We start from the raw sequence: 20,513 nt of genomic DNA on the forward strand, positions 1-20,513 counted from the left end.
AAAGTGTTTGTTTGCACTCATATTTTAACGATTTGGACTCAGGTTTTTTATTTAAATCAAACTATGGGACAGCAGTGCCGTCAGGGGCTTTTTTTATGGAGATATAATCAAGCTTTCTCTTTAGCATAAACGCCGTATTGAATTGAGATGGCTGGATTTGTGCAGCGTTATTTCAGTAATTTTCATACAAATCGTATATCTGCAAGTGGCTTTGAGCATGCTATGTTAAAAGCTGTTAACAATAACAATGTATTCCCTACATGAAGATAGTAACAAGAATAGCAACAAGAAGGGCATTATGAAGCAATCTCTGCAGCAGTTCTGGAACAGCTTTACCCATTTGCCTTCGGCATGGCTGTTGTGCCTGCAATTGCTGATCTTGCTCTTGTCGGTATTGAGTTATGGAAGCATGTCTTATCGGGCGGGAACCTGGGTACTGGGTGTTCTGGTTTTGCTGGTGATTGCCAGAGTCATTCGCCAGACTCCGATGTTTACCATTTTAGGACTCAGCTTTGTCGCCGGCGCAATTCTCTTTTCCTCCCTGATTATGCTGGGACTGCGTTATACCTGGATCCATGTCACCGCCCACCTGTTTGAAGCTGGTGCTTATTTTAGTGCAGCCTATGGCCTACTGCGTTATATGTTTCATGACCGTTATCTGACCAAGGATGAACTCTTTGCCGCTGGCGCAGTATTTACCTTGCTGGCCTGGGGCTTTGCCTTCCTCTACAGTATCTGTCAGCTGCTGGTGCCGTACAGCTTTTCAGACCCCGATCTGCAAGCCTATCAACCCTGGCTGGATCTGATTTTTCTTAGTTTCAGTGTGCAATCTGCAACAGGACTGTCTGATATCATGCCGGTCAGTCCGGTCGCACGGATGCTAGCCATTATCCAGATGTTTGTCGGGGTGATGTATCTGGCGCTGATTGTATCCCGCTTAATTGCCTTGCAATATATCGCACGTCTACCGCATAAAAAGAACGTGAAAAATAGAGAAAACCCGCCTGGGCAATGAGACTCATCCTTTTATTGTATTTGTTACAGTAACTTAACGGCTTTATTTTGTGTCACATCCTAAAATAGCAGGAGATCTAGCTCCCATAGACTGAATCTGTCTGATCATTTTGACCTTACCAATAATTATTTGACGCTGTTTGTCGATCCAATTTTTAAAAAATGGAGGATGTATGTCTTCCACAAAACCATCCTGTTTTGCCAATATCAATCCAAATGTTTTTATCAGTACTGTCGCCATTATTGCGATATTTTTAGCGTTGGTCGTATTTGCACCCGATGCTTTTTCAGTTTTTACCCAGCAACTGAACCAGTGGATTACCACGTCCTTTAGCTGGTTCTATGTATTGTCGGTGGCGATATTTATCATCCTTCTGGCTTATATTGCCCTGTCGGATATGGGCAAAATCAAACTGGGGCCCGAGCATAGTCAACCGAAATATAGCAGTGCCTCCTGGTTTGCGATGTTATTCACCGCAGGCATGGGGATTGGCCTGATGTTCTTTGGTGTGGCCGAACCGGTGATGCATTATGTTACGCCACCTGCCGGTGAACCGGAAACTGTACTGGCTGCACAACAATCTATGCGGGTCACCTTTTTCCACTGGGGCTTACATGCCTGGGCCATTTATACGCTGGTTGGCCTATCGCTAGCTTATTTTGCTTACCGGCATCAATTGCCTTTAAAAATCCGTTCGGCCTTATATCCGCTGATTGGTCAAAAGATCTATGGTCCGATTGGAGATGGCGTAGATACCTTTGCCACCATTGGTACGGTATTTGGTGTGGCCACCACACTGGGTTTTGGGGTCACACAGATCAATTCAGGCTTGAATTACCTGTTTGGTGTTGAACAGGCACCTAGCACTCAGGTGATTCTGATCATTGTCGTGAGTACCATGGCAGCGACTTCCGTATTTTTTGGATTAGATAAAGGAATTAAACGTTTATCTGAACTAAATTTGGTGCTTGCACTGCTGTTGCTGATCTTTGTCTTTGTTGCAGGTCCGAGTATTTATCTGTTACAGACGACTATTCAGAATGCCGGCCAGTATGTTTCAAATCTGTTCAGTATGACCTTTAATCTGTATGCCTATCAGCCAAGTGGCTGGATTGGGGGCTGGACCATCATGTACTGGGCCTGGTGGATTTCCTGGTCGCCATTTGTTGGGATGTTTATTGCCCGGGTCTCGGAAGGGCGCAGTATTCGTGAATTTATCGTGGGTGTATTGCTGATTCCGACTGGATTTACCCTGATCTGGATGGGCTTTATGGGCAATGCCGCACTGTACAGCATTATGCATGAAGCCAATACTGGCTTATTAGAGGCAGTTCAGCGTGATTCATCAGTGGCCCTATTTGAGTTTCTGAACAATCTGCCTTTCAGCTCAGTGACCAGCATCATTGCAACTTTACTGGTCATGCTGTTCTTTGTGACTTCTGCCGATTCAGGGGCATTGGTGACTGATTATCTGACAGCGAAAAGTGATAATTCACCGACTTGGCAGCGTCTGTTCTGGACCGTACTCATGGCTTTATTAGCCATCATCCTTTTGCTGGCCGGTGGCTTAGAGGCCTTGCAATCGGCCACGATTATGAGCGCTTTGCCATTTACATTTATTATGCTGCTGATGTGTTGGGGATTAATCAAAGCCCTACATCTGGATGTCACCAAAATGCATGCACTGCAAGCCGCACGGATTACCCCGCGTGCGATCCAGAATCCACGCAGCTGGCAACAGCGCTTAGGCCTGATCATGCATTATCCGCATACTCAGGAAGAGGTGCAGCAGTATATTCACAATACGGTGAATAAGGCATTTCTCAGCTTTCAAAGTGAATTGAAACGGCGCCGATTACATGTAGCGATTAGCCCGCTAGAAGACGGTATACAGCTCCGTGTTGATCATCAGGATGAAATTAATTTTATCTATCAGGTCAATGCCACTCAGACTTTAAGTCCAAGCTTTATGGCTGAACTGGAGAATGCGGGAGTAGATTCCTATCAGGCAGAAGTCTTTTTAAGAGAAGGCGGGCAGGGCTATGATGTGATGGAATGGACGCAAGAAGATCTATTGCAGGACATCATTGACCAATATGAACGTCATTTGCACTTCTTGAGTCTGGTACGTACGCCTGAGTAAATGAAGTCATAAAACAATAAAAAAGGACGCAATATGCGTCCTTTTTTGATTCAGAATCTAATCAGAAATTAGAAACGGAATTTGGCATTTACACCAATCGTTTGTGTATCCAGTGCTTGGCCTTCAGCATTTGCATTTACATAAGATGCGCCAACTGCAACAGCAGGAGTGATGAAGTAGTTTACGTTCGCGCCCCAAGCTTTGTCTGGAGAACCAGCAAAGCTAGATTCCATATAAGATGCACCAACGCTTAACTGTGGGTTAAGGAAAAGAGTTGTACCTAAGTTGTAGGCAGTATCTTCGCCATAAACTAGCCCACTTTCAAAACCAATTGACATGTTAGTGCCGTCAATCGCGCCTACATATTTAGTGCGGGCAGTGATTGCATCTTTCTTATCAGCAATGGTTTCTGATTCAAGAGCAGCTTTAGCAACACCGTTGTTGAACATGTTGAAAGCGTCATAGGAAGTTTGGTCTGCAACGCTTGTGTAACCTACAGCTACCAGGAAGTTAGGAGCAACTAGAGCACCCAGTTCTAATGCATAACGGTCGCCATTATCATCTGTTGGGTTACCAGCTTTGTTATCAGTGATGGTATGGCTATAAGAAGCGCTTGCATAAGCAGGAACAACTTTAGTCGGGATATACGCTTCACCTTTTACACCGAAAGTATGGTGCACAGTGCGGTCACCAAATTCTTGTCCGTCTTCGCCGTATGTATAAGCAGCAGAAACATTAGATGCTTGGTTTAAAAAAGCAGCTTCAGCTAAAGGACCTTTAGAAGCATCAACATTGTTGAAGTAGTAAGTACCTTGAACTGCACCAGTGAAGTCTTGTTCATTCACAGTGTTGTCGATGAACTCTGACTGACCTTGAACTTCAAATTGATATGCTTGAGCACCGGTCATGGCTAATAATAAAGCAGTGGCTAAACCGAGTTTTTTCATGATATTTACCGTTTTGTTACAAGATGTGTACAGCTTTGGAACACATTGTATTGTGACAATTTATTAAGTCAATCCAATTCGAAATCGCTATTTTTTTAAGCTAAATCATTGTATTAATTTTGTGTAAAATTCAAGTATTAGGCTCCGAAGCTATTTTATATAAAAACTCTTGTATAACAAAAATCTAGACTTTAAATATAGAATCGGGACTAAAGATTAAGGAGAAATTATGTTGTTATTTTAATCAATTAATACGATTAATTATAATATATTTATCTATTAAAACAATTAATAATAGGTGAGCTAATTCATAAATGTGTCAAGAAGTGCAAGGTGTCTGGCGCCTCATGTCTTGATTGGATTGCTTGATTTTAAAGCATCATCAGCTTGGGTCTTAGAGTAGATGTCTGTTTTTTGAGCTAAATGGGCATGTTTTATAATCTTGACTGAAGCAATCGGCTTTACATTTTCAGGGGAATTTTACATAATATGAAAATCAAGTTAGAGTTCACATTTTCATAGTGATTTAGCCTGATTCTCCACAATTTTTTGTTTTATCGCCCAGCTTTCCCCAAGGTTGGGCTTTTTTTTGTCCCGCATTTTTTAATTCAGATCATTCTGTTTCTGAAAAAACCTTCAACTCAAAACAAGATGAGAAAAATAAATATTAGAATAATTTTAAGCGCCAAAATAGTGCATATTGAAAAGTAAAAATAGAGGTCTAAAATTCAATAGCTAAAAAAAAGCCCGATTTTCATAGAAAATCGGGCTTTTTTCGCCAAAATTTGCGGGTAAACTAAAATATCTGCTGAGGAATAATTTAACTCGCCCTAATGCGGTGCATTATGCACCTATTTGTTGCAGGTGTAAATAGTGCAGAAAGCAAGTTTTTATATTTTTTAGCTGCTTAAGTTCCCTTGTTTTTGTAAGACTTTATAGGGAATTGTGGTTATGAAACCCTGCATTAAAGTTTCAAATGAACTAACTTAAGTATCTGAAAATAATAGATGATAAAAATTCATTAAAAACATAAGTGAAGTAAGACTAAAGGCTTTAAGACCATCCTGTTTTATTTGTATAATAATCAATCTATTTAGCTTTGCTTGTAATATTGGGGCGTAATACAACAGCATGAATACCTTACGCTCTGAGTGGATCAGTAAACGTTTGTACTGGTCAATGTCGATTATTATTTTATGTTTGCTTTGCATCTGTATTCCCTTAATTGTAAGTAGCAGTCAAAGTTATTTAAAATCCAGACAAACCTATCAACAATTGAATGCCTTACAGCAGGTCGCTGATCTGGCGAATAAAATTTCGCGTGAGCGTGCGCCTGCCAATAAAGCCATGTCCAGTTCGGTGCAGGAATTTTCCCAGCATCAGCAAGAGTTAATCAGCTATCGTCAACAGGTGGATCGGCAGCTCTCCCAGACGGTTGATGTCTTGACGGAGGTCGGTTTTAACAACCTGAATCAGCAACTTTCACAGCTTGAAATCAGCCTGAAAAAAGGACGTGCACAGGTTGATGCCTATACCCGGATGCCGCGTCAGCAACGCAGTGCGCAAGAACTTGATCAGGCAATTCTGGCCATGTTTGCTGCCTGGGAAAGTTGCCGTGAACTTTTGCGTGACGTGGCAGTGGCTTCAGATAGCTCATCTACCCCTCTGAATAACTATATTAGCCAGATTCTATTTTTATCTGATTTACGTGATCAGGCTGGTCGTGTCGCATCGTCTATCATGGCGCATGTGACTTTTGAAGCTCCGCTTCCCACTGAAAATATTACCCGCTCTTTACAGACCCAACATCAGGTGCGTTATTTGTGGGCCTTGATTGATACCCTTCAACCTGCTCAAGATAAGACCGAGGAATTCATTCGTTTACATCGGCGGGTAGAAATCGAGTTTATTCAGCAAGGCTTACCAATTGTGAGTGAGCTGATCAGTGACAGTCTGGAGCAACGTGACTACCGTTTGAGCGGAACAGAGCTGACTGAGGCTATCGTAGATAAATTTGCGACTGTGGTAGACCTGCAAACTTACCTACTGCAATACAGCAGAGATGCCGCTATTCAAGAAATGAACAGCAATATGCAGCGTTTGATCTGGAGCGTGTTGGTATCGCTGATTTCATTGCTGACCGCGATTTCAACCATGATTTTTGCACGTAAACAGGTTTTTCTGCCGCTAATTCAGGCACGCCGCATGTTGTTGAGTTTGTCTAAAAACTCGGGTCGTCAGAAAATTGATATGCGGCTGCGTGAAGTGAATCATTCTGATTCTTTATTCGCTGCCATTCAGAAATTGCAACAGATGTTGCAAGAACGTGATGCGCTAGAGTTCCGTTTAAAGAATATTGCCCATTCCGATTCTTTGACCGGGCTGGCCAACCGTTTTGCGTTGGAAGAATATATCCGCTTTATGGAAAATCAGCCGGGTCAATTGAGCCAGACCTGTTTGATGATTATTGATATTGATCATTTTAAACAGGTGAATGATCAATATGGGCATATTATTGGCGATCAGGTGATTCAACTGGTGGCCGAGCGTTTGCAAGCTAATGTCCGTGCTACAGATTTGCTGGTGCGTTATGGCGGCGATGAATTTCTGGTATTGATTGAAAATATCCAGATGCAGCAGGCATTGGTTGTGGCCGATAAAATCCGGGCTGAAGTGGCTGAGCGCCATATTGTGACTGCAGCAGGAGACGAGATTCAGATTTCGGTCAGTATTGGCGTAGCGATTGGTGCTGGCTCCTGGATAGCTTTATTGTCAAATGCAGATGATGCTCTATTCGCCGCAAAGGCCAAGGGACGTAATGCGGTGGCTGAGGTTTAGTTCAAAAGACTGCTCTCGCTACTTTTGAATTGCACAAAAGTAGCAAAATGCATTTGTTCGACTGATGCTAAGTCCCATTAGCACAGTCAAACAAGCAACATCCATGTCGCCAGTCATGTGATCTAATTTGGATGATCTCTGGTTTTGTCGATCAGATAGTTAATAAAATTTGTGCAGGCAACAAGCATAAATTTTGCATCGATATAAGAAAGATTTGATTCGTCTAACATTGCATGGCGAATACCATCTGCATCGGATGTATAACCATATAAAGATTTAATACTGGCTTTTAATGCAGGATGTATTGGATATTGTTTTTCAATTTGACCAATTGCATCACCTAAAGTTACTTTGTCCTTCTTTAATATTTTTTGACACATACCTTCTAATGCCGAAACAGATTCTTTAATCGAATTTCGATAGTCAGGCTTTTGACGATCTGACATCAGTTTTAAAGCTTTATTTAAATGTTGTTGAACACCTAAATATTGATTTGTATTTTCTAAAGCAGTTTCGATGGATTGAATTTCTTGTTCGGAAGTTATTGGAATGATTTCGTCATTTATAATTCGGTAAGCACTATTTTCACGCTCTAGCATATTGTTGATATTAGTTATAAATGAATCTTTATTACTTACTCTTTGATAGGGGTAGTGCTTAATTGTTTCTTCAATCAAGCTATAAATTTCGTGCCATGCACAATTAAAAAAGTAATCTCTAATTATTTTTAAAGAATCAGATGTCCATTGAGGGATGGTATCTGTAGGGTTTTTAAAAAGATTAAGCCAATAAGATTCTACTAACGAGTATATATTTGAATTACGGGTAAAAGAGCTTTGATTATGTCCATGTTCAATCCGATTCCAAATATAGCTATGAAAAACACTCCACAAACCATTTTTTAAAGCATCATCTATACTTTCTTTTTGAATAATGTCACGTACGGGCTTATAACCATATCTTTCAGAAAATCGCATTTTGTTCCCCCTCAAACAAATTTAAGAATAGATTTATTTTTTTAATCCACCCTAACCCTCCTTTGCGAAAGGAGGGAATGCCTCCTCTTTATCAAAGAGGAGGCTAGGAGGAGATTTTTATTTCAACAACGGCTTCAAGAATTTACCCGTATGTGAAGCTTTGACTTTCACGACCTGTTCAGGCGTACCTTCCGCAACAATCATACCACCACCCGAACCACCTTCAGGGCCTAAATCCACCACCCAGTCGGCAGTTTTAATTACGTCCAGATTATGCTCAATCACCACGATGGTATTACCCTTGTCACGGAGCTGATGCAGGATATCCAGCAGTTTGGCAATATCATGGAAATGCAGACCCGTGGTCGGTTCATCCAGAATATATAGGGTTTGACCAGTATCGCGTTTGGCCAGTTCACGTGCCAGTTTGACACGCTGTGCTTCACCACCAGAAAGAGTGGTCGCAGACTGACCCAGACGTATATAGCCCAAACCGACCTGATGTAATGTTTCCAGACGACGGTGAATCACCGGAATCGCATCGAAGAAATGCATGGCATCTTCAACGGTCATCTGCAAGACATCGGAAATATTCTTGCCCTTATAGTTTACTTCCAGCGTTTCACGATTATAGCGTTTGCCATGACAGGCATCACATGGCACATACATATCCGGTAGGAAGTGCATCGCTACCTTGATCATGCCATCACCTTCACAGGCTTCACAGCGGCCACCTTTCACGTTAAACGAGAAACGACCGGCAGCATAACCGCGTGCCTTGGCTTCTTGCGTCTGTGAAAACAGTTCACGAATCGGGGTAAATAGGCCGGTATAAGTCGCCGGATTGGAACGCGGGGTACGTCCAATCGGACTCTGGTCAATATCCACCACTTTGTCGAGGAACTGTAAACCATCAATCGATTCAAACTTTTCCGAAGTTAAAGTGGTGGCACCATTGAGCTGGGTCGCCGCCAAAGGTAACAAAGTCCGGTTAATCAAGGTCGATTTACCTGAACCGGACACCCCGGTAACACAGGTCATAATACCTAAAGGAATGGTCAGACCGACTTTTTTCAGGTTATGCCCGGATGCTCCCATTAGCTTGATCTGTTCTTTAGGCTTAGGCGGTTGAATCCGTTTTTTCGGCACTTCAATTTTTAATTTTCCGGATAAATATTTTCCGGTCAGCGAGTCCGGATTGGCCAGAATTTCATCATACGTTCCTTCGGCAATCACATGCCCACCATGCACACCGGCACCCGGACCGATATCAATAATATGATCGGCGGCACGAATCGCATCTTCATCATGCTCGACCACCAGCACGGTATTGCCCAGATCACGCAGACGGATCAGGGTTTGCAGCAGACGGTCGTTATCACGCTGATGCAGACCAATTGACGGCTCATCCAGCACATACATGACGCCCATCAAACCGGCACCGATCTGTGAGGCCAGACGGATTCGCTGCGCTTCACCACCAGATAAAGTTTCGGCAGAACGGGACAGGCTGAGATAATTCAGGCCGACCGAAACCAGAAAGTGCAGACGTTCACGGATTTCCTTGAAAATCTTGTCGGCAATTTCTCCACGGGCACCTTCCAGATGAATGTCTTGATAATAGCTTTCAGCATCGCCAATCGACATACGGGTAATATCGGCAATGGTCTTGTCCAGAATTTTCACATTACGCGAAATTTCATTTAGACGTGAACCATCACAGGCATCACAGGCAGCATTGGATAAATATTGCGCCAGATCATCACGGACATAATTACTTTCAGTTTCACGATAACGGCGTTCCAGATGCGGCAAAATTCCTTCAAAAGGAATGACCCGATTATGGCGACGACCACGCTCATCGATATAGCTCAGATCAATTTTTTCTTTGCCGGTGCCGTACAGAAATTTTTTCTTGGTATCGGCATCCAGTTCATTCCACGGCGTTTCTAGCGAAAAACCGAAATGCTCGGCGACTTTCTGGATCATGCTGTAATAGTAAGGACGCTGACGGTCCCAACCACGAATCGCGCCTTGGCTAACGCTGACCTCAGGATTAGGAATCAGTTTGTCGGCACTGAAATGGCTGCGGGTCCCTAGACCATCACAGACCGGACAGGCACCAAAAGGATTGTTGAATGAAAACAGGCGTGGTTCCAGTTCAGCCACTGCACGGTCACATTCCGGGCAGGAGTGTTTGGCTGAAAACACACGATCGTTATGCTCGCCCTTCATCCAGGATAAAATTGCGATATCACCACCGAGACGTAGCGCGGTTTCAAAACTTTCTGCAATACGGTTACCCAGATCATCACGAACCTTAAAGCGGTCGACCACCACTTCAATGGTATGTTTTTTCTTTTTATCCAGCTCAGGTGGTGGATCAATTTCCATGATCTCGCCATCCACTCGGGCGCGGACAAAACCCTGACTTTGTAGCTGTTCAAACAGCGCTGTATATTCGCCCTTACGTTCGCGCACGACCGGTGCTAACAATAACAGCGCAGTGCCTTCTTCCAGTGCTTTGACTGCATCAACCATTTCAGTGACTGTTTGTGCCACCATCGGCAGGTCATGTTCCGGACAGAACGGTGTACCGACACGTGCATACAGTAAACGTAAATAGTCGTAAATTTCGGTAATGGTTCCCACGGTAGAGCGTGGGTTATGACTGGTCGATTTCTGCTCGATGGCGATGGCTGGACTCAAGCCCTCAATCGAATCGACTTCCGGTTTTTCCATTTGGGAGAGGAACTGGCGGGCATAGGCAGACAGCGATTCCACATAACGGCGCTGACCTTCGGCATATAAGGTATCAAAGGCAAGCGAGGACTTACCTGAACCAGACAGTCCCGTAATCACCACAAACTTGTCGCGTGGTATATCAAGGTTCACATTTTTCAGGTTATGGGTACGTGCGCCTCGAATACGGATGTGGCTTTGGCTCATGCAAGGATCCTAGAATATTCATCAAAAACCCTTATATGATACCGGATGAAAAATGTTCAAGTGCAAATAAAAGTATTTTAAACGTCAAGTTATGTCGGTGATTGGTCAATTCATCACAACATTAAGAAACACAGCAGCAGATTGTCTAAATATTCACAATGACTGTAGGTCAGGTAAATACCTAACAAGCCGCTGCATAGCGGCGTTCAAAGATAGATTCAATCTCTTCAAAGCAGCAGTCACGTGGCACATCATGATGCAAACGTGCATAAAAATTGACTTCATTTTCCAGAATATGCAGAAAGTCCTCATAGTCTTTTTGGAAAAAATCCAGGTCGAGCAAATCGTTACGTCGCGCCTGATGACAGCGATACTTTTCAATAAATTTCAGCAGGTGTTTCTGGATATGTGTGTTGGTGTGGTAAATCAGATAAGTCGCTGCCGAACCACAATCTGGACAGCCTTGTTCCAAATAGATTTCTTCATTATTGAGCCAGCAACATTGCAGGGTAAAAAATGCCCGAATCGCTTCGGTGCCTAAAGTGTGCATATCATCTGCCTCTTTCCGGGATTGATTTTATTAATTGATAATTATTCTCAATTATTGTTCGGCAATTTGGGGCTTATAGCTAGGTCTAGCGTACCGGCCAGTTCTATCCTTGTTTTTTTCAGACTAAGCCGTTTTTATGATCGGTTTATGACAGTAGAAATTTTTTGATCAGCTATAACCAAAAAGCCCTATCTTAAACAGGGCTTTTTTTATTCGTCCGTCCTAGTCATCCAGACCAGGCCACTGGCGTTGCTCAAAGGCACTGTCCCAGAACAACCATTCCAGACGGGCCGCATGCGTATAAGCTGCATGCATTTTTTCTAGTGTATCGGCATCAACACGCGCCGCAACACGGTCAACGGTCGCAATCACATTCCGCACCGCAGTGTGGAATTCTTCTCCTGAATAGGTATCCACCCAAGCCTGATACGGATTATTCGGCGCAGAGTTATCGACAATATCTTTACCAACTTCGGCATAAATCCAGAAACAAGGCAGCAACGAGGCCAGCACCACCGGGTAGCTTTCCGACCAGGCGGTCGAAGTCAGATAAGAGGTATAGTGATGACACGCCAAAGTCAGCGGGGTATTTTCAAACTGCTCTTTGCTAATGCCAAAATCCTGCATAAAGCCATCATGCAGGTTACGTTCCACCACAATCGCTATTTTGGCTGCCTCGGCAAACTGGATTACATCGTCCGCTTCAAAAGCTTTGGCGGCACACACGGCCAGTGCACGGCCATAGGCCAGTAAATAATGCGCATCCTGAATCACATAATGACTAAAGGCTTCACGGCTTAAAGTACCTTGCGCCAGTTGCTGATTAAAGGGCAGGGCCAGGGTCTTCTGATAAAGTCCGAGATTACGTTGCCATACCTCTTGTGAAAAACTCATGCTGAAAATCCTTCGCAGTTCAAGTTAAACCATGCGGCACTATAGCAAAGATCGGGCTGTTTAAAAGATCGGCAAATTTTAAAAACAGAAAATAAGATAAAACAGCTCAGGAAGTGCTTTGGTTTATGCGCTAAAAGTTTCATAATTAGCTTAACTTTTCCTATTCGTATTGCTGCTCTCTCGCAGCCATACATTTATTTAATTTATCCAAGGTCGTTGTGTATGTTGAAACATTTTGGTTTCTCGATTGCATTTTCGATCGTGTGTCTTGGTTTGTCTGCGTATTGGGGTTATACCCATGGTCCTGACGCAGGCCTGCAAACCATGCTCACAGCGCTGACCATTACCGCTATTCTGGCGATTATGGAAGTGTCGTTGTCTTTTGATAACGCGGTTGTCAATGCCTCAGTCCTACGGGGTTGGGATCATTTCTGGAAAATGCTGTTCCTGACAGTCGGTATTCTTATTGCAGTCTTCGGGATGCGTTTGATCTTCCCGGTGGTTATTGTTGCAGTGACTGCAGATCTGGGCTTTATGGAAGTGGTACGTCTGGCCCTGAATGATCCGAAAGAATATTCAGCACGTTTAATGGCACATCATCCTGAGATTGCTGCTTTTGGTGGTGCTTTCCTGTTGATGGTATTCCTGAACTTCTTCCTGGATGAAGAAAAAGACACGCATTGGTTCAGACGGGTGGAACGCCGTCTGTCCAATCTGGCCAATGTACCGGCGATGTCGGTGTTTATCGCACTGGTAGCCTTGTTAATTATGGCAGCCAATGTCGATGAAGCTAAGCGTCTGGCAGTGACTATGGCGGGGATCTGGGGCATCGTGATTTATATCGGTGTGCAGGTTCTGAGCCATATGCTCGGTGGTGAACCGGAAGTCGATGAAGAAGGCAATGCCATTCGTCATGATGAAAATGGCGTACCGACGGGTGTAGTGAAAGCGGGTATTGGTGGTTTCCTCTATCTAGAAGTCCTGGATGCTTCCTTCAGTTTTGATGGCGTGATCGGTGCCTTTGCGATTACCTCAGACGTGGTCATCATCATGCTGGGTCTGGCAATTGGTGCGATCTTTGTCCGTTCAATGACCATCTATCTGGTTGAGCAGGGCACATTGGATGCCTATATCTACTTGGAACATGGTGCGCATTATGCCATCGGTGCACTGGCTTTCATTATGATTGCCAGCGGAACCGGTCTGCATGTGCCAGAAGTGGTGACTGGTCTGATCGGTGTAGCCTTTATTGTCTGGGCAGTATTTGCCTCGATTCAGTACAAGAAACGTCAGGCGGCTTTAGAAAAATAAAGTGCTGTCCCTGAATGAAAAGCGTAGCTCCGGCTGCGCTTTTTTGTTTTTAGATTGGCATCATCTTTATTTCAAATAAAATTCATGTCTTATTAATGAGCTGAATGTCCTATAATCTGGGCTCCAGATTAATTAACCCAATCGCCATAATTTATGATGAATGCTTTAGAACGTCGTTCAACCTTTGCCCTGAGCAGTATTTTTGCACTGCGCATGCTGGGGTTGTTTATGATTATCCCAGTGTTTTCTGTGGCAGGGCAGGCATATCAATATGCGACGCCTGCACTGATCGGTTTGGCGGTCGGGGTCTATGGTTTGACTCAGGCCTTATTGCAGATTCCATTCAGCCTGATTGCGGACCGTTATAGCCGTAAGCCACTGGTGGTTTTAGGGCTGCTATTATTTGCGCTGGGTGGTGCAATTGCGGCCATGTCGGACACCATTTATGGCGTGATTATCGGCCGGGCGATTGCTGGTGGTGGTGCAGTATCTGCTGTGGTGATGGCGTTGCTGGCAGATGTCACCCGTGAAGAAAACCGCATGAAAGCCATGGCGATGATGGGCATGAGTATCGGCCTGTCTTTTGTGGTGGCCTTTAGTCTGGGGCCTTGGCTGACGGGTCTGGTTGGCATCTCGGGATTATTCTGGGTCACCACGGTGATGGGCCTGGCGGCGATTGCCATGCTGTTGATGGTGCCGAAAGTCACGCGGCATCATAAAAACTTTCAGCAGGGCTATCTGGCACAGTTGAAACAGGTGATTAAAATCGGGGATCTGAATCGTCTGCATGTGTCGGTCTTTACCCTGCATTTATTGCTCACCGCCATGTTTATCTATGTCCCTTCACAGCTGATCGAATTTGCTGATCTGCCACTTTCTAGTCATGGCTGGGTATATTTGCCGCTGCTGGTACTGAGCCTGTTTTTTGCTTTTCCAAGTATTATCTTGGCAGAAAAATACCACAAAATGCGGGCGATTTTTCTGGTGGCCATTACCGGTATTATTCTGGGTTTAATGGTGATGGCATTTGGTTTTGAATCCAAATATGTCTTGCTGATTGGTTTAGGGTTGTTCTTCATTGCCTTTAATGTGATGGAAGCCCTGTTGCCGTCTTGGTTGTCGAAAGCGGCACCGATCCAGTCCAAAGCGACGGCAATGGGCGTAAATGCCAGCAGCCAGTTTTTAGGGGCTTTCTTTGGCGGTATGATTGGCGGACAATTGCTGCTGCTAAACAATACCTCGATGGGCTGGAGTATCCTGACAGGAATCGCGATCATCTGGCTGCTGATGAGTTTTGGCCTGGCTCAGCCACGCTATCTGTCATCGCTGGTACTGCGATTGCCGGAAAGCAGACAAACTGACGAATGGACTTCTCAGCTTTTGGCGATTCGTGGTATTGAAGAGGTCGTGGTGATGTCTGAACAGCAAGTTGCCTATGTAAAAGTCGATAAACAGCAGATTGATGATGCTTCGCGACAACAATTAACGCACTTGTTAGGTAAAGAGGTAGCCATTTAAGCATAACTCTTATAAAGTAAAATACAGAAATATATAGGAAGTAAACGGCAAATGCGTGGTGTAAATAAAGTTATTTTAGTGGGTACTTTGGGTAAAGATCCGGAAACCAAAACTTTTGCAAATGGTGGCTCTCTCACTCAATTCTCGATCGCAACCAGCGATTCGTGGACAGATAAAAGTACCGGTGAACGTAAAGAACAAACGGAATGGCACCGTATCGTGTTGCATAACCGTTTAGGTGAAATTGCGCAGCAATATCTTCGTAAAGGCTCAAAAGTATATATTGAAGGTTCATTACGTACCCGTCAGTGGACTGACCAGAATGGTCAGGAACGCTATACGACAGAAATCCGTGGTGAGCAAATGCAGATGCTAGACTCTAGCCGTCCTCAAAACGATCAGGGCGAGAGCAGCTTTAACCAGCCACGCTTTAATAACAATAATCAGGCGAACAACAACCAAGGCGGTTATGGCAATAACCCGCAATCGGGTTATGGTTCAGCGCCACAGCAAGGCGGTTTTAACAACAATCAGGGCGGCGGTTATGGCAACAATAACCCGAGTGGTTTTGCGCCGAAATCTGCACCTGCTCCAACAGCAGCGCCTGCAGCAGATCTAGATGATGACTTACCATTTTGATTTATCAGAACGGTAAATTATCATTAAAACCCACCTGAATACGGTGGGTTTTTTATATCCTCGAGATTTATATTAAGTTTGAATAAAGCCCGACTTATTAAAAGAATCATAAATCTTAAAACATCAGGTTGCTTTTGATGGGGACAACTCTGCATCGAGAAAATAAATAAGATAATAAATACTGATAGAAATTTATGATCTAAAAAAGCGATCATTTTTATAAAAACTTGCGGTTTTACCTATTTTAAAATTTTTCGTATTCTAGCTTCACAAGATAAGCAATCCCAGAAATAAGCCATAGGAAATATCTCATGAGTTTAATCAATACTGAAATCAAACCATTCAATGCAACTGCTTACCACAATGGTCAGTTCATCGAAGTTTCTGAGCAAGACCTGAAAGGTAAATGGTCAGTGGTGTTTTTCTATCCTGCAGATTTTACCTTTGTTTGTCCAACTGAATTAGGCGATCTTGCTGATCAGTATGCTGAATTCCAGAAAATGGGTGTAGAAATTTATGGCGTGTCTACCGATACTCATTTCACCCATAAAGCTTGGCATGATACCTCTGACGTGATTGGTAAAATCCAGTATCCATTGATTGGTGATCCAACCTGGACTTTGTCTAAAAACTTCGAAGTATTGATTGAAGCCGAAGGTCTGGCAGATCGTGGTACTTTCGTGATTGATCCAGAAGGTAAAATCCAGATCATTGAAATCAACGCGGGTGGTATCGGCCGTGATGCACAAGAGCTTCTGCGTAAAGTGAAAGCTGCACAATATGTACATGCGCACCCAGGTGAAGTTTGTCCGGCAAAATGGAAAGAAGGTGAAGCAACACTTGCTCCATCAATCGACCTGGTGGGTAAAATCTAATTCAAACCTAGTTCTTTGAAGCAAAAAATCCAGCACAAGTTGCTGGATTTTTTATTTTTTTAGTTTAGAGATTTATGAATTCTAGACAAAAACATCATGCCATTTGATTTCTATTTGAGAACAAAATGAGAATTGAGGAATTGCACTCTATGCTTTTTAAGCGGCTTATGCGAGGCAATCAAGTAAGCGCAATACCCTGCTGCATGATTGACTAGGCCTGAAAACAAAGAAGCCTCTGCTTTCGCAGAGGCTTTTATTTTATAAGGCGCTGTAGTTTCTTGTCGTTTTAAACAATTTTCGCATAAACGCATCTGAATGGAACCGGATGAATTTATGGTTTTCTTATGCTGCGAATCATAGGTATTTAAAAAGTATTTGTCAACCAAGGATTATAAAAATGGTTAATTAAATTATTTGTTTTTAAAGCGAATTTTCAAGTTTTTAGATAAAAATATGAATAAAATCTTAGATTTGATGGAATTTTAACTAAGGCAGAAAAATGAATAAAAAGCAGGTGAAATTGAACAAAAAGGCCTTTACGAAAAACATATATTCTGGAAGATTTTAATAACCTGTTTGATTGGCGCATGGTACATAATTTCTGTAGTTTTTCAATGACGGATGATCAGTTTGGATATCGCAGTAATTGGTAGTGGCATGGCCGGACTGGCTACAGCCAGAATTCTCCAGGACGCAGGGCATCACATCACGATTTTTGAAGCACTTCCAGGTCGCGGCATGGACAGTCATAGCCTTGAATTTGAAGGGGGCCTGATTGACGCACCTTTACGTGTGATGAACCCCTATCTGTGGAAAAACACCCTGAGTCTAGCCACACATCTGGGCATTAAAACTTATCCGGTGCGGACCTATATGGCCTGCAGCTGGTTATTTGAAGATAAAACTGAAACCTGGCTGACCACATCGCGTAGCCGAATTGGCAATATCCCGATCATCAATAACCGGAAAGGCCTGCAACAATATGGCTGGCGTCTGGTCAAAGGCCTGTTGCAGTTAAAAGTTGCATTGACCAAATTCTTTAAATCGAAAAATCAGGACATCAGCCTGGCAGAATTTATCAATCGTAACGAGATTGAAGAAGTGTTCTGGCACGGTGCGGTGATGCCGGTGCTATATACCATCTGTACCTGCAATCCGAAAACCATTGGTGAATGGCCAGCTAAACCGTTGTTAATTTTTCTGCGTCAATTAACCGATGGCGATGCGTTACTGCGTCTGCAAGGCGGTACACCAGCGTTGGTCGATAAGCTGATTGAAGGCATTCAGATTGAAGACGGTTCAGCAATTACACTGGTACAAGAGCAGGGCGATCAGGTCAAAGTTGAAAATGCGGCCGGTTATTCAAAACTGTTTGACCGGGTGATTGTCGCGACACCGACCACCAAAATTGAGGAGTTCCTGGATCCAGAACAGTTTGCCAGTGAAATTGAATTATTGAAGAAATTCAAATTCGAACAGGGTGAACTGGTCATCCATACCGATGCCAGCGTGATGCCGCCAAAGCGTAAAGACTGGGCCGTACTCAGCTATATGATGGATCGTAAATTTACCCGTCAGCAATTTACCGTGTGGCTTAACTCGATTGAACCTTCTCTGGTCGGCAAGTCGGCCGTATTTCAGACCTGGCGTCCGGTAACCGAGATTGATCCGAAAAAAGTGATCAAATCGGTGATGCTAACGCGTGCAGTGGTCGATGCCAATACCGTGGCACTGAATAAGGAATTGCAGCAACGTCATCTGGATGCCAATCGTAAAGTCTTCTTCTGCGGTTCATGGTCATGTGACGGTTTGCCAATTCTGGAATCGGCAGTGACCTCAGCGATGAAAATTGCAGAAATCTTTGGTGCACCTTTACCATTTGAGGGTTTAAAACCTGTGGTTGAGGTGGCTCCACAACTGGGTTATTAATCCATGCAATGGCTTCAGGCACTGCGTCAGCGTCTTCCCCAGCACAAGTATGCGATTGATGCCGCTGTGTTGGGCGATCACGCGCAATTGCCCTGGAGCAATTTAGGGTATTGGCAAGCAGGTCAGCAGGATTATGCGGCTGCCTGTCGTATGCTGGCCGATCACCTTGCGCAAACTGTAAATTTAAATTCAAAAGATAAACTGCTGGATTTAGGCTGCGGTCAGGGCGCCAGCTTGCTGCACTGGCAGCAACATTATCAGGTGCAATATCTGGCCGGGGTTGAGCTGCAGGCTGCCTGTGTGGCCAATATTCAGCAATATTTACCAGAACTGAATGCCATTTATCAGGCGTCATTTTTGCGTTTAAAAGAATTGCCATTTTCCCAGCGTTTTGATGTGGTGTTGTGCCTGGATGCGGCTTATCACAGTCCTGTGCCTTTATTCTTGGAGCAGGTCCGCAGTGTTTTAAATTCAAATGCACGGATTGGTTTTCATCATCTGGTTTTGTCCGAGCGTTGGGAAAATTTAAATGCATTACAACGGCGTAAATATCAGTTTTTATTGAAATCTGCCGATGTGAATTTAAAAGATTTAATGACAGTGGGTGCATTATATGCCTGTCTGGATCGTTTTGAATTTAAAAATATCCAGATTCAGGATCTGTCCGAGCCGGTATTTTCAGGCTTTGCGGATTATGTGCAAAAAACTTTGAATTCAAAAGCATCAGATGATCAGGCTCAAGGTTCAAAACTGGATCATTTTAAAATTCAGATGACAGCGAAACTATGCCGAAAATTATATCAGGAAGGGATTATGAGATATGTGCAAGTGACGGCACAATCGAAGCACTAGAAAGTGCAAGAAGACTCAGCTGAAAATACCAAAACCCAGAAACATCAAAGCCTCACTAAAAAGCGAGGCTAAGATATGGTGCCGGCACACGGATTCGAACTGTGGACCTACTGATTACAAGTCAGTTGCTCTACCAACTGAGCTATGCCGGCATGGTGGAGTGCATTTTACAGATTTTTTTGGGTCACGCAAGCCAAAAAATAACCGTTTAAACTGTTTCGGCAGGATTTGTTTATTTTGACCGAATGGATGAAAAGTTCTGTTTTTGATTATGTGCAAAGAAATGGCCCATATGTGCAGATATGGGCGAGGGTGAAAGCATAGGATTTGCTATGGATATGAGTTGGTTATAAGGTTTATCTGTTTTTCAGGATGCGATCTAATTCTTGTGCACATTCCTCTAAAGTAAAGGCCATATCAAACTGCATTTGAGGTTTGAGTTCTTGAGCGAGGCTTCTCCACTGTTCGATGAGTCTCAAGGCTTTTTGAATTTTATGTTTATTGATGTCCTTGGCAAGGGTTGGGGTATAACCGCCACGTTTTGCATTTTTAATCTGTTTGGCATAGTTTGCGCTGTTATTCATGTTCGCTCTCCGAATAGCAGTGTATCTATTTTTTAACTTCAAATTTGAATGGCTCGGTTCACTTGGTTATTTCTTTCTATCCTGTGGTTTTTATTCTCCTTTTAGTTGATTTATAAGCAACATAACATAGCTTTGATGACAATAAAATTAAGCTATTTCTGTGCCAGTTTTTTGTTTGAACACATAAATAAAAACCTGAAATGAATGGCGTACAGAAACTGCACAATTCATCAGTTTTTTGGCTGATGAAAAATGAAGATTTTTAAAAATAGAATTGAGCGTAAGTGTTGTGTTGCAAAAGATTTTTATGAACGAGGACTGGTATTAATTCAATGCCTTTGCCTAAGGCGATAGATAATAATATTTTAAGATCTAAGCAGATAATTTTTTTACTGATGGGATGATGGATAAAATTAAACGCAGATTCAAATCTCAAGTGCGACACATTTGTAGTTAGTTGAAAAAGTTAGGTGTATTCGTAGAATCATTGGA

The 20,513-nt window shown here is 43.3% G+C and carries 15 protein-coding genes and 1 tRNA gene; 9 read left to right on the top strand and 7 right to left on the bottom strand.

The window, feature by feature from the left end; translation table 11 throughout:
* Window positions 1-298: 298 nt before the first annotated feature.
* Window positions 299-1,015, top strand: a complete 717-nt coding sequence (locus PV763_RS15155; protein WP_153566902.1) for an ion channel — start codon at window positions 299-301, stop codon at window positions 1,013-1,015.
* A 172-nt stretch (window positions 1,016-1,187) separates the two neighbouring features.
* On the top strand, window positions 1,188-3,158 hold the full coding sequence (locus PV763_RS15160) for a BCCT family transporter (RefSeq protein WP_420938157.1): 1,971 nt from the start codon (window positions 1,188-1,190) through the stop codon (window positions 3,156-3,158).
* 68 nt (window positions 3,159-3,226) lie between these two features.
* Here PV763_RS15160 and omp33-36 read toward each other — a convergent pair whose 3' ends face one another.
* A complete protein-coding gene (gene omp33-36 / locus PV763_RS15165; protein ID WP_153566904.1) occupies window positions 3,227-4,105 on the bottom strand; it encodes a porin Omp33-36 in 879 nt (292 codons plus the stop codon).
* A gap of 1,131 nt (window positions 4,106-5,236) precedes the next feature.
* Here omp33-36 and PV763_RS15170 point away from each other — a divergent pair.
* A complete protein-coding gene (locus tag PV763_RS15170) occupies window positions 5,237-6,943 on the top strand; it encodes a GGDEF domain-containing protein (RefSeq protein WP_336755057.1) in 1,707 nt (568 codons plus the stop codon).
* Between the two features lie 122 nt (window positions 6,944-7,065).
* On the opposite strand, the gene PV763_RS15175 is transcribed toward PV763_RS15170, so the two are convergent.
* The 4 genes from PV763_RS15175 to tenA all read right to left on the bottom strand — a co-directional run bounded on the left by PV763_RS15175 (window position 7,066) and on the right by tenA (window position 12,313).
* A complete protein-coding gene (locus PV763_RS15175; protein ID WP_336755055.1) occupies window positions 7,066-7,920 on the bottom strand; it encodes an AbiJ-NTD4 domain-containing protein in 855 nt (284 codons plus the stop codon).
* Window positions 7,921-8,037: 117 nt separating this feature from the next.
* Entirely contained in the window at window positions 8,038-10,869 is a 2,832-nt protein-coding gene (gene uvrA / locus PV763_RS15180; protein WP_336755053.1) for an excinuclease ABC subunit UvrA, read from the bottom strand.
* A gap of 181 nt (window positions 10,870-11,050) precedes the next feature.
* On the bottom strand, window positions 11,051-11,419 hold the full coding sequence (locus PV763_RS15185; protein ID WP_420938158.1) for a hypothetical protein: 369 nt from the start codon (window positions 11,417-11,419) through the stop codon (window positions 11,051-11,053).
* Between the two features lie 222 nt (window positions 11,420-11,641).
* A complete protein-coding gene (gene tenA, locus PV763_RS15190) occupies window positions 11,642-12,313 on the bottom strand; it encodes a thiaminase II (protein WP_420938159.1) in 672 nt (223 codons plus the stop codon).
* 222 nt (window positions 12,314-12,535) lie between these two features.
* On the opposite strand from tenA, the gene PV763_RS15195 reads away from it, so the two are divergent.
* The 6 genes from PV763_RS15195 (at window position 12,536) to PV763_RS15220 (ending at window position 19,437) form a co-directional block, all read left to right on the top strand.
* Window positions 12,536-13,624 (top strand): DUF475 domain-containing protein, encoded by a 1,089-nt coding sequence (locus PV763_RS15195; RefSeq protein WP_253146659.1) that lies wholly within the window; start codon window positions 12,536-12,538, stop codon window positions 13,622-13,624.
* 153 nt (window positions 13,625-13,777) lie between these two features.
* On the top strand, window positions 13,778-15,142 hold the full coding sequence (locus PV763_RS15200; protein ID WP_035340698.1) for an MFS transporter: 1,365 nt from the start codon (window positions 13,778-13,780) through the stop codon (window positions 15,140-15,142).
* A 51-nt stretch (window positions 15,143-15,193) separates the two neighbouring features.
* On the top strand, window positions 15,194-15,781 hold the full coding sequence (ssb, locus tag PV763_RS15205; RefSeq protein ID WP_004281391.1) for a single-stranded DNA-binding protein: 588 nt from the start codon (window positions 15,194-15,196) through the stop codon (window positions 15,779-15,781).
* Between the two features lie 311 nt (window positions 15,782-16,092).
* The gene (gene ahpC, locus PV763_RS15210) at window positions 16,093-16,656 is read left to right on the top strand and encodes an alkyl hydroperoxide reductase subunit C (protein ID WP_004278673.1); all 564 of its coding nucleotides are present in this window, start codon (window positions 16,093-16,095) and stop codon (window positions 16,654-16,656) included.
* Between the two features lie 621 nt (window positions 16,657-17,277).
* Entirely contained in the window at window positions 17,278-18,585 is a 1,308-nt protein-coding gene (locus PV763_RS15215; RefSeq protein ID WP_004729213.1) for an FAD-dependent oxidoreductase, read from the top strand.
* A 3-nt stretch (window positions 18,586-18,588) separates the two neighbouring features.
* Window positions 18,589-19,437 (top strand): SAM-dependent methyltransferase, encoded by an 849-nt coding sequence (locus PV763_RS15220; RefSeq protein ID WP_004729214.1) that lies wholly within the window; start codon window positions 18,589-18,591, stop codon window positions 19,435-19,437.
* A gap of 76 nt (window positions 19,438-19,513) precedes the next feature.
* On the opposite strand, the gene PV763_RS15225 is transcribed toward PV763_RS15220, so the two are convergent.
* A tRNA-Thr gene (locus PV763_RS15225) sits at window positions 19,514-19,589 on the bottom strand.
* Between the two features lie 204 nt (window positions 19,590-19,793).
* The gene (locus PV763_RS15230; RefSeq protein ID WP_004729215.1) at window positions 19,794-20,021 is read right to left on the bottom strand and encodes a hypothetical protein; all 228 of its coding nucleotides are present in this window, start codon (window positions 20,019-20,021) and stop codon (window positions 19,794-19,796) included.
* Window positions 20,022-20,513 lie beyond the last annotated feature (492 nt).

The sequence above is a fragment of the Acinetobacter sp. AS5 genome (genome assembly GCF_048957595.1).
GTDB lineage: Bacteria > Pseudomonadota > Gammaproteobacteria > Pseudomonadales > Moraxellaceae > Acinetobacter.